We start from the raw sequence: 13,763 nt of genomic DNA on the forward strand, positions 1-13,763 counted from the left end.
CTGCTGGCAGGCGCGGCAGGCTGCGCTTTAGCTATTTTTGTGCAAAACAAAGCTGAATTTGTTCTAACACGGTAGAGGACTTAGGCTGAGAAAAGGCGAACGCTCATGATGTCGATAAATGCCCTGAGACGCGGTGTAAGATGTTTGCTTGAAGGCCAGAGGATTTTGAGACTGCCACTGTGTCGGCATTGGTCGCCAAGCACGGGTTGGAGCCGCTGCTGCTCCAGCGCCTCCCGCACCGCGAAATCGGGCAGGCAGGCGATGCCCAGGCCCTTTTCCGCCAGGTAAATCAGCGTATCGACGGTGTTGCATACCGTGCGCTTGCCCAGGCCTTCGTCGAGCAGTTTATCTCCGCCCGCCACCGGCCAGGTCTCGACTTTGCCGGTGGTGGGGAATCTGTATAACAGGCAGGCGTGATCGCGCAGTTCTGCCGGCTGGCGGGGTATTCCCGCCCGGCGCAGATAGTCCGGCGCCGCCACCAGCTGTAGGTGAAACGTGCCCAGTTGGCGGCTCATTAAGCGAGAGTCCTCGGTATCGCCCACGCGGATCACCGCATCGAACCCTTCTTCAATCACCGCGACTCGACGGTCGGAAAAATCGGTTTCCAGCTCAATCTCCGGGTAACGCCGAACAAATTCCGCCAGCACCGGATTCAGCAGGCCGCCCACCAGCGGCAAACTGACACGCAGCTTGCCGCGCGGCGCGCTGTGCGTATCGCTGATTTCCCGTTCCGCCGCCGCCAATTCCTCCAGAATGCGCTGGCAACGGTGCAGAAACAGCCGGCCTTCGGCGGTCAGGGTCATGCTGCGCGTGCTGCGGTGAAACAGGCGCGTGCCCAGCCGGTTTTCCAGGCGGGCGATGCTTTTCCCCACCGCGGAAGCGGAAATGCCGAGCACGCGCCCGGCCTCAACGAAACTCAGCGTCTCCGCGGTCTGCACAAAGACGCTCACCCCAGACAGATTATCCATTGCTTGCCCCATTACGGACGTGAGTGTCCGCTATGAAAGGAAATCTAGCCTGTTTTTTCGTTAATCGCCACGCCCTATGCTCGGTGGCGACAGCATGGGCTGACTACCTGGGGTAATAAAGATGAATGAATACGGATCCACCGCCAACGCGATTGACGGCGCGATAGAGAAAGCCTTACGCGAAAAACGATTGGTTGGTGTGGTCGTTTTGGTGGCGCAGGGCGGTGAAATCGTTTATCGACGCGCGGCGGGCATGGCAGATCGCGAAGCCGGCCGGCCGATGGCGCTCAATACGCTGTTTCGTCTGGCCTCGGTGTCCAAACCGATCGTGTCCACGGCGGCGCTGGCGTTGATGGCGCAAGGCGCCGTGCGGTTAGACGATCCGATCACGCGTTGGCTACCGAATTTTCGTCCGCGACTGGCGGATGGCACCCAACCGTTGATGACGTTATGGCATTTGATGACCCACACCGCCGGATTAAGCTACCGATTTTTCCAGCCGGAAGGGGGATTCTACGCTCAGTCGGCGGTCTCCGACGGTATGGATGACGCGTCCGTCAGCCTGCAGGAAAACGTGCGGCGTATTGCCTGCGCCCCTTTGCTGGCTCCGCCCGGCGCGGCGTGGCGCTATTCTATCGCCACCGATGTGTTGGGCGCGGTTATTGAACAGGCGAGCGGCCTGCCGCTGGCGCAGGCAGTAAAAAAATGGGTGACCGGGCCGCTGGCGATGACGGATACCGACTTCCTGGCGGTGGACGCCGCGCGCCTGGCGGCCGCTTACGCCGACCATCCCGGTGGGCCACGCCGCCTGCGCCAACCGGATCGTTTACCGTTCATCGATGGCAGCGCCGGTTTTCTTCTGTCGCCGGCGCGAGCCTTGGATCCGCAGGCTTACGCTTCAGGCGGCGCCGGTATGGTCGGATCGGCCGAGGATTTCCTGCGCTTGCTGGAAGCGTTGCGCCAGGGAGGAAAGCCGGTACTGCCAACCGAGTGGGTGACGGCGCTGACCACCAACCAAATCGGCGATTTAACGATGCCGTTTTGGCCAGGGCGCGGGTTTGGCCTGGGCATCACCGTGCTGAAAGATCCCGTCGCCGCACAAACGCCGGAGTCCGTAGGCAGCTGGCGGATGGGGGGCACCTATGGCCACTCGTGGTTCGTCGATCCTGCCCGACAGCTCAGCGTGGTGGCGTTTACCAACACGGCGCTGGAGGGGATGTCCGGCGCCTTTGTCGGCGAGATTTGTCAGGCGGTTTATGCCGCGACGGGAGCGAGGTGATGGGTCTGATGCCACCGATTTTCTTCCTCGCGCTGGGGCTGTTCGGCGTTTACTGCATCGAGTTCGGCGTGGTGGGCATTTTGCCGCTGATCATTGCACGGTATGGCATCTCCACGGCGCAGGCAGGCTGGCTGGTCGGGATCTTCGCCCTGACCATTGCGCTGCTCGGGCCGCTGTTGGTGCTGTTGGCGTCGCAATTCAATCGCAAACGCATGTTGTTGATCGCATTGACCGTGTTTGCGGCGGCCAGCGCGCTGTCCGCCCAGGTGGACAGCTTCTCCATGCTCATGCTGCTGCGCATTGTGCCGGCGTTGTTTCATCCGATCTATTTTTCACTGGCCATGGTGGCGGCCGCGGCGCTTTATCCGCCGCATCAAGCTACCAAAGCAACCGCTTATGCATTCATCGGCACCAGCATGGGCATGGTGCTGGGGATACCGCTGACGCAATGGATCGCCGGACAGTTCAGCTATGAAGCGTCGTTCAGGTTCTGTGCCTGGGTGAACCTTCTGGCGGCGCTGGGATTGCTGTGGCGTTTGCCTGATGCGGCCGTACAGCGCCTCAGCTATGGCAAACAGTTGGCGATACTGCGCAGCGGTACGCTGTGGCTGAATATCACTACCTGCGTGCTGATCTTTGCCGCCATGTTTGCCGTCTATGCTTACGCGGCCGAGTACCTCAGCCGCGAAATCGGTCTCAGCGGCGGCGTCATCGGCTTTCTTCTGGTGGCGTTCGGTGTGGGCGGTGTCGTGGGCAACCTGTTGGCCGGCAGATGGCTGAGCCGCCATCGTGCGGTGACGGTGCTGCTGCATCCGATAGCCTTGATTGCGGCTTATGCGCTGCTGTATCGCTATGGCAGCGTGAATATTGGCTCGATGACGGCGCTTTGCCTGTATTGGGGAGCGGCGCACACCAGCGGTTTGATTGTCACGCAGATTTGGCTGACCTCCGAAGCCCCGCAAGCGCCGGCGTTCGCCACCGGGCTGTATATCGCCTTTATCAATCTGGGCGTGGCGCTGGGCTCGCTGGCGGGCGGCGGGTTTATTACCGCGTGGGGGCTACAGGGCAGCCTGCTGTGCGGAGCCTTGTTCGCCGCGCTGGCGGTGATTACGATCGCCGCCAGGCTGCGGTTGCAGCGGCAGGCTACCGTTGCGTTGCGTCGATCATCGCCATCACCTGCCGGAACATCGCGCTTTCCGCATCCGCCAGCTCGTTGACCAGCGTAAAGTGATTGCAGTGACGGTCGGCCAGCAGCTGGACGTCGAGGCCATGCGCCCGGCAAGCGTCATAATAGGCCTGCGTCTGGTTTTTGAAACCTTGCGTTTCCCGCTGGCCGACGTCGAGCAGGATCTGCGGCGCATGGTCTTTCGCCGGCAGTAAAAACAGCGGGCTGAGGGTTTGCGCCTGCTCGGGCGTCAGGTGCAACCAGTCGTTGATGTAGATATCGCACAGCGGGCGCAGATCGTAGAGGCCGCTCAGCGCCAGCGCGCCTTTGATCGCGTCGGGCGGCAGGCGATAGCGTTGCTGCCAACCGTCGGCGATCAGCATGCCGCACAGGTGACCGCCGGCCGAACTGCCGCTGACGAAAATGCGTGCCGGATCGATGCCGAAGGGTGCCCCGTGATGATAGAGCCAGGCGACGGCGCTGCGCACCTCATGTACGATCTCCGCGAGCGTCGCTTCCGGCGCCAGCGTGTATTCCAGCGTGGCGACCGCCACGCCGCGGCGAGCAAACGCGGCGGCCATCGAACAGGCTTCCTCTTTGCGCTGTGAATGCCAATAGCCGCCATGAATAAAGATCAGCAGCGGGGCGGGTTGTGCGCTGGCCGGGAACAGGTCGAGGCGCTCGGCGGCGCTCATGCCGTAGTGCAGATCGTAAATGCCCGGCGTCTGCGCCTTGGCGCGCTGGGCCAGCGCGGCGTATTCCACCATGCAGGCGTCAAAATCCTCCACCGAAGCGCGGGCATTGTATTGCACGGCGCGTGCGCTCAGGTGTTCAAACGTCAGATCGATGTTCATGCGTTTCTCCGGATTGTTATGCGTTATGTCTTCATCATCATCGTCCCACAGGCGAAAAGATGTTTGATCGCCGGTGCGCACAATTGCGGCTTCTCCATTGCTGTTATCTGCTGTATATTGCTGTTTTATGCTTTTTACGGCGGAATAAGCCCATGCACAAAGCGGCACGACAGCGCCATTTACTGGATTTGCTCAGCGAACGCGGGCAGGCGGCGGTGGCGGAGTTGGCCGGCGCCATCGGCGTTTCGGTCGATACCGTGCGCCGCGATCTGGCCGATCTCGAGCGGCAAGGGTTGGCGCAGAAAAATCACGGCGGGGCGATCGCGCTCGAACCGTCCGGCATGCCACGTCAGGCGCGCGCGGCGCTGTTGCCGCAGATCAAGCAGCGGCTCGGCCGCGCGGTGGCTGCGCAGATCCCGTCCGGCAGCACCCTGATGCTGGATGCGGGCAGTACGCTGTTGGCGGTGGCGCAGGCGTTGCGCGGCCCGGCGACGGTGATCACCGCTTCGCTGGATATCGCGCAGTGCCTGAGCGACAGGCCGGAGATTAACCTGATCCTGCTTGGCGGCCAGTGGGATGTGCGTCAGCGGCTATTCGCCGGCAGTGCCACGCTGGCGTTGCTGGCGCGCTACCGCGCGGACATCGCCTTACTGGGCGCCTGTGCGGTGCATCCCCAGCTGGGACTGAGCGCCGGCGAAGAGGCCGATGCAGAGGTCAAACGCGCCATGTTGGCCAACAGCGGCGAGCGCTGGCTGGTGGCCGATCATATGAAACTGGACCGCTGCGAGCCGCATCACGTTGCGGATCTGGCGCAGATCCAACGTCTGTTTACCGATCGCCCGTGGGACAACCTGGACGAACAATCATTGATTGAACTTTGTGTCGTCGCCGACGACCGCTAGAGGAGAACACTGATGAACGATACTGCTCGACCGTTGCAGGTGGCGCTGATTGGCTACGGCTTTGTCGGCAAGGCGTTTCACGCGCCGCTGATTAACGCGGTGCCGGGGCTGGAACTGAGCGTGGTGGCTTCGCGCGATGCCGCCAAGGTGCATGCCGATCTGCCGCACGTGCAGGTGATCGCCGATCCGCTGGAGGCCATCCGCCGGCCGGAGGTGGATTTGGTGGTGATCGCATCGCCGAACGACACCCATGCGCCGCTGGCGCTGGCCGCACTGGAGGCGGGCAAGCACGTGGTGGTGGATAAGCCGTTTACGCTGGATTTGGCGCAGGCGCGTACGCTGATTGCGGCGGCGGAAAAACACGATCGCCTGTTGTCGGTATTCCAGAACCGCCGCTGGGACAGCGATTTCCTGGGCGTGAAGCAGGTGATCGAACAGGGGCTGATCGGCAAGGTGACGCACTTTGAGTCGCACATCGATCGTTACCGCCCAGAAGTGCGGGTGCGCTGGCGCGAGCAGAACCTGCCGGGCAGCGGGCTGTGGTTTGATCTGGGGCCGCACATGGTCGATCAGGCGCTGCAGCTGTTCGGTTTACCGCACAGCGTGCAGGCCAACATCGCTACGCTGCGCCCCAACGCGCAGATTAACGACTGGGCCCACGTGGTGCTCAACTACCCGACGCACCGTGTGATCCTGCACGGCAGCATGCTGGTGGCGGGCGGCGTCTCACGCTTTACCGTGCACGGCGAGAAAGGCAGCGTGGTCAAAGCGCGCGCCGACGGGCAGGAGAGCCAACTGCTGGCTGGCGTGACGCCGGGCTCGGCGGAGTGGGGCAAAGACGACGATGCGATGAGCCTGTTTATCGGCACGGAGCCGGTGCGTACGCTGCCGACGCCGGATGGCGACCAGCGTCAATATTACGTCCAGGTGCGCGACGCGCTGCGCGGCGCCGGCAGCAATCCGGTTACCGCACCGCAGGCGCTGGCGGTAATGGCGGTGCTGGAGGCGGCCACCCTGGCGGCGGAAACCGGTGTGACTCAGCCGTTGCCGCTCACCGAGGCGGAAATCGCCGCCTGGTAACGGCTCGCATCAGATAAGGCGTCAGGCGCATGGATACAGTGCACGCCGTGCGTCTTCCGCCATCCTACCCCCTGACATAGGCTAATCCTCAGTCTATGTCAGGAGTGCTTATCATGTTATCCCATCCTTCGCCGCAGGGCGTCCGCGGCATACTGGCCGCACTGTCTTTGAGCATGCTGCTGTCATCGCTCGGCATCAGCATCGCCAATGTCGGGCTGCCGGCGCTCGCCACCGCGTTCCATGCCTCGTTCCAAGCGGTGCAGTGGGTATTGCTCTGTTATTTGCTGGCCGTCACCACCTGCATCATCGGCATCGGCCGCTTGGGCGACAGCCTCAATCGCCGCCGCCTGCTGCTGGCGGGCATCGCGCTGTTTACCGCCGCTTCGTTGGCTTGTGCGTTGGCTCCGCAGCTTTGGCTGCTGCTGGCGGCGCGCCTGGCGCAGGGGCTGGGGGGCGCAGTCATGATGTCAATCGCCATGGCGCTGGCGGGCGAGGCGCTGGGCACGGAAAAAATCGGCCGCGCGATGGGGCTGCTCGGCACTATGTCGGCCGTGGGCACCGCGCTGGGGCCGTCGTTGGGCGGCGCGCTGATCGTCGGTTTCGGCTGGCGGGCGATGTTCCTGATCAACCTGCCGCTGGGGCTGCTGGCGCTGTGGCTCGCCTGGCGATACTTGCCGAATGGGCCGCGCGCGGCAGCGCCCCCGGAACCGTTCGATCGCGCCGGTACGCTGCTGCTGGGCGGCGCATTGCTCTGCTATTCACTGGCGATGACCCTTGGGCGCGGCAATTTTGGCGCGCTCAACCTGGCGTTGATGCTGGGGGCGCTGTTGGCGGGGGCGCTGTTCATCGGTGTGGAACGCCGCGCCGTATCGCCGCTGTTGGCGCCGACGCTGTTCCGCCATCCGGCCCTGACGGCGGGGCTGGCGGCCAGCGCGCTGGTGATGACGGTGATGACCGCCACGCTGGTGGTCGGGCCGTTCTATCTGTCACGCGCGCTGGGGTTAAGCGCTGCGCAGGTCGGGCTGGTGATGTCGGCGGGGCCGGCGGTGGCGATCCTGACCGGCATACCGGCCGGTTATCTGGTGGATCGTTTTGGCTCGCAGCGCATCGCCCAGTTTGGGCTGGCGGCGGTGGCCGCCGGGGCGGCATTGCTGTCGTTGCTTAACCGCTGGGGCGTGCTCGGCTATATCGCCCCCATCGCGCTGCTGACCGCCGGCTATGCGCTGTTTCAGGTGGCCAACAACACCATGCTGATGAAGGATCTGTTTCCTGAACGGCGCGGGCTGATCGCCGGCATGGTGAACCTGGCGCGCAATCTCGGGGCGATCACCGGCGCTTCGGCGATGGGGGCGCTGTTTTATCTGGCTTCGCAGCAGGTGGCGGGTACTGCGGCGGCGGCCGCGGTTGACGGCATGCGGGTGACTTACGGCGTGGCGGCGCTGTTGGCGCTGGCTGCGTTGCTCATCGCCTTCGGCGGCCGCCGACGGATGCTGCGTTACGATGCGCGCTGAACCGCGTAGCGTTCTTGCACGAAACCATTGTCCGACTGGGTGACGGCGAGCAGGCGCAGGCGCTGCTCCGGGCCATCGGCGCCGAACAAGGGAATGCCGCCACCCAGCAGCAGCGGCACGCGGGTCATCGTCAGTTCGTCGATCAATCCGGCCTGCAAGAAACGCTGTACGGTCTGGCCGCCGTCGATATACAGGTGACCGCAGCCTTGCTCGGCCAACTGCGCCACGATGGCCGCCGGTTCGCCATTCATCCAGCGAACGTGGCCTGTCTCGTGCGGCGAGGGCGGCTGCGTCGACAGCACCACCACCGGCAGGTCACCATAGGGCCATTCGGGAAAGGCGCGGACTTTTTCATAGGTATGGCGCCCCATTACCAGTGCGTCGATGTCGGCGATAAATGCCTCATAACTCAGGCCGTTTAGCAACGAAACCGCGTACTCGGGGCGCAGCAGCCAGTCGATGTCGCCGTCCGCGCCGGCGATGAATCCGTCTACGCTGGTGGCGATATAAACCGAACATTTCATCAGGCGAGATCTCCCCGGTACACCACATGGACCTTGTTGCCGTCGGGGTCGCGCAGGTAAGCGCCGTAATAGCCCTTGCCGTAATGCGCGCGTTCGCCGGGCTCGCCTTCACTGCTGCCGCCCGCCAGCAGGCCAGCAGCGTAGGCGCGTTTAACCTCCAGCTCATCGGCGGCGAGAAAGGCCAGCATGCTGCCGTTGCCAGCGCTGGCTGGCTGCCTGTCGAAGGGTTGGTAAGCATAGAAACGCGGCAGCGTTTGGCCCGGCTTCACCCAGCAGCGGGCAGCGGGACCGCCGTCCGGCGTCACTTCCCGCCGCTGTAATCCCAGCGGCAACAGAATGGCGTCGTAGAAGGCGGCGGCGGCGTCCAGATCGCTGACGCCGACGGTAATATGGCTGAACATGGCGCTTCCTTTCCGAAGAGAGAGTATGAACGCAAACAGTAGCAGCGATATTGCAGAATGGACAGACCGTAACGGAGGATTCGGATTAGGGACGCGCGCAGGAGCAACGCGCGCTTCACAGTAGGCGGAACAGGCAGCCGCTCAATTGCTTTCGACGCGTGGATTGGCGTGAGTCGGCTGGCTGGGATAGTCAACCTGATGCTTGTGCAGATAATCGCGGATCAGCTGGCGTACCACCTGGGAAGGAGTGACGTCCTGCTGTAGGCACAGTTCTTCCAGAGCTTTCTTCTTGTCCGGGTCAATCAGCACCGTTAGCCGCGCCGTTTTCTTTTCCATCAGGATCCTCCAGAGAATGATAACTGAATGATAATACCACGTGGACGAAGCGGCCAGCCAGACCGCGTCGCCGCTCGTCTTTAGCGGAAATGCAGCCGCTCTATTTTGCGTGACAGGTAGCCGAGTTCGCAGTTGAACAGCTCGCCGCTGCCGGCGGCCAGGTTGCGCAGCGCGCTCAGCGGCAACGTCACCTGGGCCGGCGTGGCGTAAATGATCACGTTGCCGCTGGGGGCGACGCAAAACAATACGGTGCCGAATATCCGGTGCAGGCTGTGGTACAGCAGGCTGTTTTCGTCGGGCAGATCGTGGTAATTCAGCACCAGCCAGCCCCCGTCGTTCAGCCGCGCGGCGCAGTTTTCCAGGAATGTCTGGGTGCCTTGCTGCGGATCCATGGCGAACGCCGAATAGAGATCGGAGAAGATCAGATCGTAACGCGTCTCGGCGGGCGGGCGCACAAAGTCCATGGCGTCGGCGGTGCGCAGGCTGATGGTGTCGGTGGCCGGCAGCGTGAAATAGCGGCGTGCGACGGCGATCACCGCAGCGCGCAGCTCGACGACGTCGAGGCGCATCGCCGGATCGAGCGCGTGCAGCGCACGCAGCAAGCTGCCGCCGCCCAACCCCAAAATCAACGCCGAGGCCGGCGGCTGCCAGGCCACCGCCATCAGCATCGCTTTGATGTAGTTGTGGATCGGCTGCGCGGGGTTGCTGAGGCTCATCTTGCTCTGTTCGCAGATGCCGTCAAACCGCAGCGTGCGGTAGTCCTTGTGGTCGGAAACGATGATTTCGCCCCAGGCGTCGGTTTCGCGAGCGATCACCTGGCCGCGCGGAGAGAAATCAAGGGTTTTGAGTAAGCTGTCAACCAGAGACATGGTATTCGCAGGGCTCCTTCGGCAAGCGGCCTATTTACGGGCGCACATGAAATCGGCGGTGCAAATGCGCTGGCCATCGATGCTGGCGCGGCCGGTAAAGCGGGCGATCGCCCCGCGGCGGCGCACAAAGGCCACCTCCATCAGCACCTGGTCGCCGGGGCGGGCGGCGCGATAAAACCGCGCACGCTGAATGGCCGCAAAATAGTAATGCTCCCCCTCGTTTAGCGCCCCGAGATAGTAATGCGCCAGCAGACCGGTGCTTTGCGCCAGCGCTTCCACCAACAGCACGCCGGGAAAACCGGCGAAGTGCGCGTGGCCGTTCCAGAACGTCGGCTCATTGGCGGTGATGTTCTTGATGGCGCTCAGCCTCCCTTCGGCAATGCAGGTGCCGGCGGGCAGCACGCGATCGACCAACAGGCAGGGATAACGATGAGGCAAAATCGCCTGAATATCGTTGAATTGCAGGGGGTGACCAGTCAATGGCATGAGAGAGCGTGATCCTGTCTGCGGCGAAACCGGTGCAAGGGCCGGCGTTCAGTCCATGATGAGTGTAATAACATTATAATAAAATTATCATCAGATGTGCCAGATGAAAAAAACGACGGCGGGGAAACAGGCGAAGAAGGGCGCGTGAGGGAGGCACCCGATCATGACGACCGGGTGTGGCAGTACGTTTTAGTGCTTGGAGCGGGTCACTTTATCCAGGTAGCCCATCACGAAGGCGGACAGCACAAAGGTAAGGTGGATGATCACATACCACATCAGCTTGTTGTCCGGCACGTTCTTGGCGTCCATAAACACCCGCAGCAGGTGAATGGAGGAAATGGCGACGATAGACGCGGCGACTTTGTTTTTCAGCGAGGTGGCGTCCATTTTGCCCAGCCAGCTCAGTTTTTCTTTCCCTTCGGTGATATCCAGCTGCGAGACGAAGTTTTCATACCCGGAGAACATCACCATCACCAACAACCCGCCCACCAGCGCCATGTCGACCAGCGACAGCAGGGTCAGGATCAGATCGGCTTCCGCGACAGAAAAAATGTTGGGCAGGACGTGCAGGATCTCCTGAAAAAATTTGATCGACAGGGCGACCAGGGCCAGTGAAAGGCCGAAATAAACCGGTGCGAGCAACCAGCGGGAGGCGTACATCGCGTTTTCTAGCAAGCGTTCCATCATAAAATTGTTTTAAATGCGTGGCAAAAAGGGCGCTCAGTATAGCGCAGGTGACCCGGGCGAAATCAACCGGTTGCGTTATCCGAGCGCCTATCACGGCGCGGATCAGGCTGTTGCACGCAAAGAGTGGCGCGTCATGCGGATCAGCAAAGCAACACCCGCCGCGGCCGTCGTCAGCGCCACTACGCCCGGCCATCCCAGGTGTTCCAGTACGCGGCTGCCCAGTGCGGCGCCGGTGGCCATGCCGATGAATACCAGCGTGAACAGAATGGCGTTAAGGCGGCTGCGGGCAGCCGGATCGAGGCCGTAAATAATGGTCTGGTGCGCGATCAGCGTGGCCTGAATGCCGAGATCAAACCCGATGGCGCTCAGCGCAATCAGCCCCCATTGCGCCGATTGCGGTAGCAACGGCAGTAAAAACATCAGGGCGAAAGAAACCGTTACCAGCGCAGCGCCGATTTTAGTGACGGCGTCAGGGCCGTGTCGATCAGCCAGACTGCCCGCTAACGGTGCCGCCAGTGCACCCGCTGCGCCGGCCAGGCCAAACGCGCCGGCGACTGCGCTGCCCAACTGATAGCGATCGGCCAGCATCACCGCGAGCGTGGACCAGAAGGCGCTGAAGGCGACGGACAAAAAGGCCTGAGACAACGCCGCGCGCCGCAATTCAGGGTAGGTGGCCCAAAGCCGACTCATCGAACGCAGCAAGGCGGGGTAGCTCAGCGTGCTGTGTGGCTGAAAGCGCGGCAAAGCTCGCCCTATCACCAGCGTGATCGGTAAAACGGCCAGCGCGGCTAACGCATAAACGCTGCGCCAGCCGAAATAATCGGCGACCAGCCCGCTGAATACGCGCGACAGCAAAATACCGGCCAGCAACCCGGTCATCACGGTGCCGACGATTTTACCGCGTCGGGCGTCCGGAGCCAGAGCGGCGGCGGCGGGGATGATGTCCTGCGCGACGGTGGCGGCCAGGCCGAGCGTCAGGCTGCTGAGCAACAGCAGCGAAAAAGAGGAAACCAGGCTGCACAACAGCAGCATCAGAGCCAGCAGCACGCCCTTCACCAGAATGATCCCGCGGCGATCGTGGCGATCGCCGAGCGGCGCCAGCAACAAAATACCCAACGCATATCCCAATTGGGTCAGGGTCGGCACGAATCCGGTATCGCCAACGCCGACATGGAAGTCGGCGCCCATGACGCTCAACATCGGCTGACTGTAGTAAATAGAGGCGACGCTAAGGCCGGCGCCAGTGGCCAACAGGAAAACGGTTTTGGCGGAAAGCGCACCGCCGGTGGGTGAGAGGCTCATTCGATAATTCCTGACAAGGTGGATGTGCGGCTATTTTTGTCTTGAATGTTATCGGCGGGTAGACCCGATATGGGTAGAACTGTTATACGTAATGCGTATGAATAAAATTAATTTACCCAACGGCGACCGTATAATACTGCTGCAAACCCTGGTGCGTATTGTCGAGAGCGGGAGCCTGTCGGCGGCGGCGCAGCAGCTGGGCACCTCGCAGCCGACCATCAGCCGACGTCTGCGGGCGTTGGAACAGCTGTTGGGCACCAGGTTGATCCAACGGACGACGCATGCGCTCCATCTTACCGATGACGGCGAACGCTGCTATCAGCAAGCGCGCGGCTTGCTCGCGCAATGGCAAAGCCTGGAAGATGCGCTGCGCGGCGCGCGCGACGAACCGGTTGGCGCACTGCGCGTGCGCGCTCCGCACGCCTTTGGGCAGGATCAGCTGATCGGGCCGCTCGGGGAGTATTTGCGGCGCTATCCCCAAACCAGCGTGGAGTGGACGCTGAACGACCACTCTCCCGATTTCATTTCCGAAGGCGTAGACTGCGCCATTCACGTTGGCGCGGTGACCGATCCTTCGGTGGTGGCGGTGCTGTTGGCGGAAGTGCCGCGCAGCACGGTGGCGTCACCCGCACTGTTGACTGAACGACCGGCGATCGTCGATCTCGACGATTTGGCATCATTGCCGTGGCTGGCGGTAAACAGTTTTTATCGCAATGAGGTCGTCCTGACCCACGCGACCAGCGGCGAGCAGCGGCGTTTCGGCATCGCACCCAGGTTGAGCACCGACAGCCTTTATGCGGCGCGTAAAGCGGCGCTGGAAGGGCTGGGCGTAGCGATCGTGTCGTCTTGGGTGGTGAAAGAAGAGTTGGCGCAAGGATCTCTGCAGACGCTGTTGCCCCTGTGGCGAGCCGAGCCACTGCCTATCTACCTGCTGTATCCCTACGCCAGCTATTATCCCGCGCGTTTACGCAAATTCATGGAAATGATGAAAGAAACGATGCCGCGCATTATCGGCGCGCAGCCGCCGACGGGGCGCTGACGGCCTTCAGTGCCTGGCTTTTTTACCGTCGCTGTGGCCGAGAGAGCGATCGGGGAAGCTGTGATCGCGCAGCCGCTGCTTTAACTGCGCCGCATCGGGGAAGCCACCGTCAATCTTGCGATCCCAAATCATCACGCCATCGACGCTGATTTGATAGACCCCGCCGGTGCCCGGCATCAGGGTGACGGAGGCGAGATCGTCACCAAAGGTGTTCAGCAGCTCTTGCGCCATCCAGCCGGCGCGCAGCAGCCAGTTGCATTGCGAACAGTAGTGGATCGTCACTGCGGGGGCATTTTTCATCGTTGGCGGATCGAGTAGGAAGCGGTGCTTGCATCATCAGCTGCCGCACCGCCGTTGTCA

At 62.4% G+C, this 13,763-nt stretch carries 16 protein-coding genes; 6 read left to right on the forward strand and 10 right to left on the reverse strand.

Annotated features, from left to right (window positions below):
- Positions 1-80 precede the first annotated feature (80 nt).
- Positions 81-968, reverse strand: a complete 888-nt coding sequence (locus QMZ29_RS06605) for a LysR family transcriptional regulator (RefSeq protein ID WP_261424374.1) — start codon at positions 966-968, stop codon at positions 81-83.
- A 121-nt stretch (positions 969-1,089) separates the two neighbouring features.
- Here QMZ29_RS06605 and QMZ29_RS06610 point away from each other — a divergent pair, with 121 nt between their 5' ends.
- Complete coding sequence (locus QMZ29_RS06610; RefSeq protein WP_060433032.1) at positions 1,090-2,247, forward strand: serine hydrolase domain-containing protein; 1,158 nt, start codon at positions 1,090-1,092, stop codon at positions 2,245-2,247.
- Positions 2,247-3,464, forward strand: a complete 1,218-nt coding sequence (locus QMZ29_RS06615; RefSeq protein WP_025302796.1) for an MFS transporter — start codon at positions 2,247-2,249, stop codon at positions 3,462-3,464. Before QMZ29_RS06610 ends, QMZ29_RS06615 begins: the two co-directional genes overlap by 1 nt.
- On the opposite strand, the gene QMZ29_RS06620 is transcribed toward QMZ29_RS06615, so the two are convergent.
- Complete coding sequence (locus QMZ29_RS06620; protein ID WP_197835879.1) at positions 3,391-4,266, reverse strand: alpha/beta hydrolase; 876 nt, start codon at positions 4,264-4,266, stop codon at positions 3,391-3,393. The genes QMZ29_RS06615 and QMZ29_RS06620 overlap by 74 nt on opposite strands.
- Before the next feature lie 152 nt (positions 4,267-4,418).
- On the opposite strand from QMZ29_RS06620, the gene QMZ29_RS06625 reads away from it, so the two are divergent.
- From QMZ29_RS06625 to QMZ29_RS06635, 3 genes are all read left to right on the forward strand, one after another.
- Entirely contained in the window at positions 4,419-5,168 is a 750-nt protein-coding gene (locus QMZ29_RS06625) for a DeoR/GlpR family DNA-binding transcription regulator (protein WP_141998037.1), read from the forward strand.
- Positions 5,169-5,180: 12 nt separating this feature from the next.
- Complete coding sequence (locus QMZ29_RS06630) at positions 5,181-6,248, forward strand: oxidoreductase (protein WP_025302799.1); 1,068 nt, start codon at positions 5,181-5,183, stop codon at positions 6,246-6,248.
- A gap of 113 nt (positions 6,249-6,361) precedes the next feature.
- Entirely contained in the window at positions 6,362-7,759 is a 1,398-nt protein-coding gene (locus QMZ29_RS06635; RefSeq protein ID WP_049204010.1) for an MFS transporter, read from the forward strand.
- Here QMZ29_RS06635 and QMZ29_RS06640 read toward each other — a convergent pair.
- The 7 genes from QMZ29_RS06640 to QMZ29_RS06670 all read right to left on the reverse strand — a co-directional run bounded on the left by QMZ29_RS06640 (position 7,744) and on the right by QMZ29_RS06670 (position 12,364).
- Complete coding sequence (locus tag QMZ29_RS06640; RefSeq protein WP_188016062.1) at positions 7,744-8,283, reverse strand: dihydrofolate reductase family protein; 540 nt, start codon at positions 8,281-8,283, stop codon at positions 7,744-7,746. The two genes, QMZ29_RS06635 and QMZ29_RS06640, sit on opposite strands and share 16 nt — an antisense overlap.
- A complete protein-coding gene (locus tag QMZ29_RS06645; RefSeq protein ID WP_025302802.1) occupies positions 8,283-8,684 on the reverse strand; it encodes a VOC family protein in 402 nt (133 codons plus the stop codon). Before QMZ29_RS06645 ends, QMZ29_RS06640 begins: the two co-directional genes overlap by 1 nt.
- A gap of 141 nt (positions 8,685-8,825) precedes the next feature.
- On the reverse strand, positions 8,826-9,020 hold the full coding sequence (locus QMZ29_RS06650; RefSeq protein WP_004928567.1) for a ribbon-helix-helix protein: 195 nt from the start codon (positions 9,018-9,020) through the stop codon (positions 8,826-8,828).
- Between the two features lie 80 nt (positions 9,021-9,100).
- Positions 9,101-9,889, reverse strand: coding sequence for a spermidine synthase (locus QMZ29_RS06655; RefSeq protein ID WP_049204011.1), 789 nt, complete (start codon positions 9,887-9,889; stop codon positions 9,101-9,103).
- A 30-nt stretch (positions 9,890-9,919) separates the two neighbouring features.
- The gene (gene fabZ / locus QMZ29_RS06660; protein ID WP_025302804.1) at positions 9,920-10,375 is read right to left on the reverse strand and encodes a 3-hydroxyacyl-ACP dehydratase FabZ; all 456 of its coding nucleotides are present in this window, start codon (positions 10,373-10,375) and stop codon (positions 9,920-9,922) included.
- A 189-nt stretch (positions 10,376-10,564) separates the two neighbouring features.
- A complete protein-coding gene (locus QMZ29_RS06665; RefSeq protein ID WP_025302805.1) occupies positions 10,565-11,059 on the reverse strand; it encodes a TIGR00645 family protein in 495 nt (164 codons plus the stop codon).
- Positions 11,060-11,164: 105 nt separating this feature from the next.
- Positions 11,165-12,364 (reverse strand): MFS transporter, encoded by a 1,200-nt coding sequence (locus tag QMZ29_RS06670; RefSeq protein WP_261424399.1) that lies wholly within the window; start codon positions 12,362-12,364, stop codon positions 11,165-11,167.
- Positions 12,365-12,461: 97 nt separating this feature from the next.
- Between QMZ29_RS06670 and QMZ29_RS06675 the strand changes: the two genes are divergently transcribed.
- Positions 12,462-13,403: a LysR family transcriptional regulator gene (locus QMZ29_RS06675; RefSeq protein ID WP_025302807.1), complete on the forward strand. Its 942-nt coding sequence runs from the start codon at positions 12,462-12,464 to the stop codon at positions 13,401-13,403.
- A 6-nt stretch (positions 13,404-13,409) separates the two neighbouring features.
- On the opposite strand, the gene QMZ29_RS06680 is transcribed toward QMZ29_RS06675, so the two are convergent.
- Entirely contained in the window at positions 13,410-13,703 is a 294-nt protein-coding gene (locus QMZ29_RS06680) for an Rdx family protein (RefSeq protein ID WP_004928553.1), read from the reverse strand.
- Positions 13,704-13,763: the final 60 nt, after the last annotated feature.

Origin of the sequence: Serratia sp. PF-27 (assembly GCF_030053255.1) — a bacterium.
GTDB classification, from domain to species: Bacteria; Pseudomonadota; Gammaproteobacteria; order Enterobacterales; family Enterobacteriaceae; genus Serratia; species Serratia bockelmannii.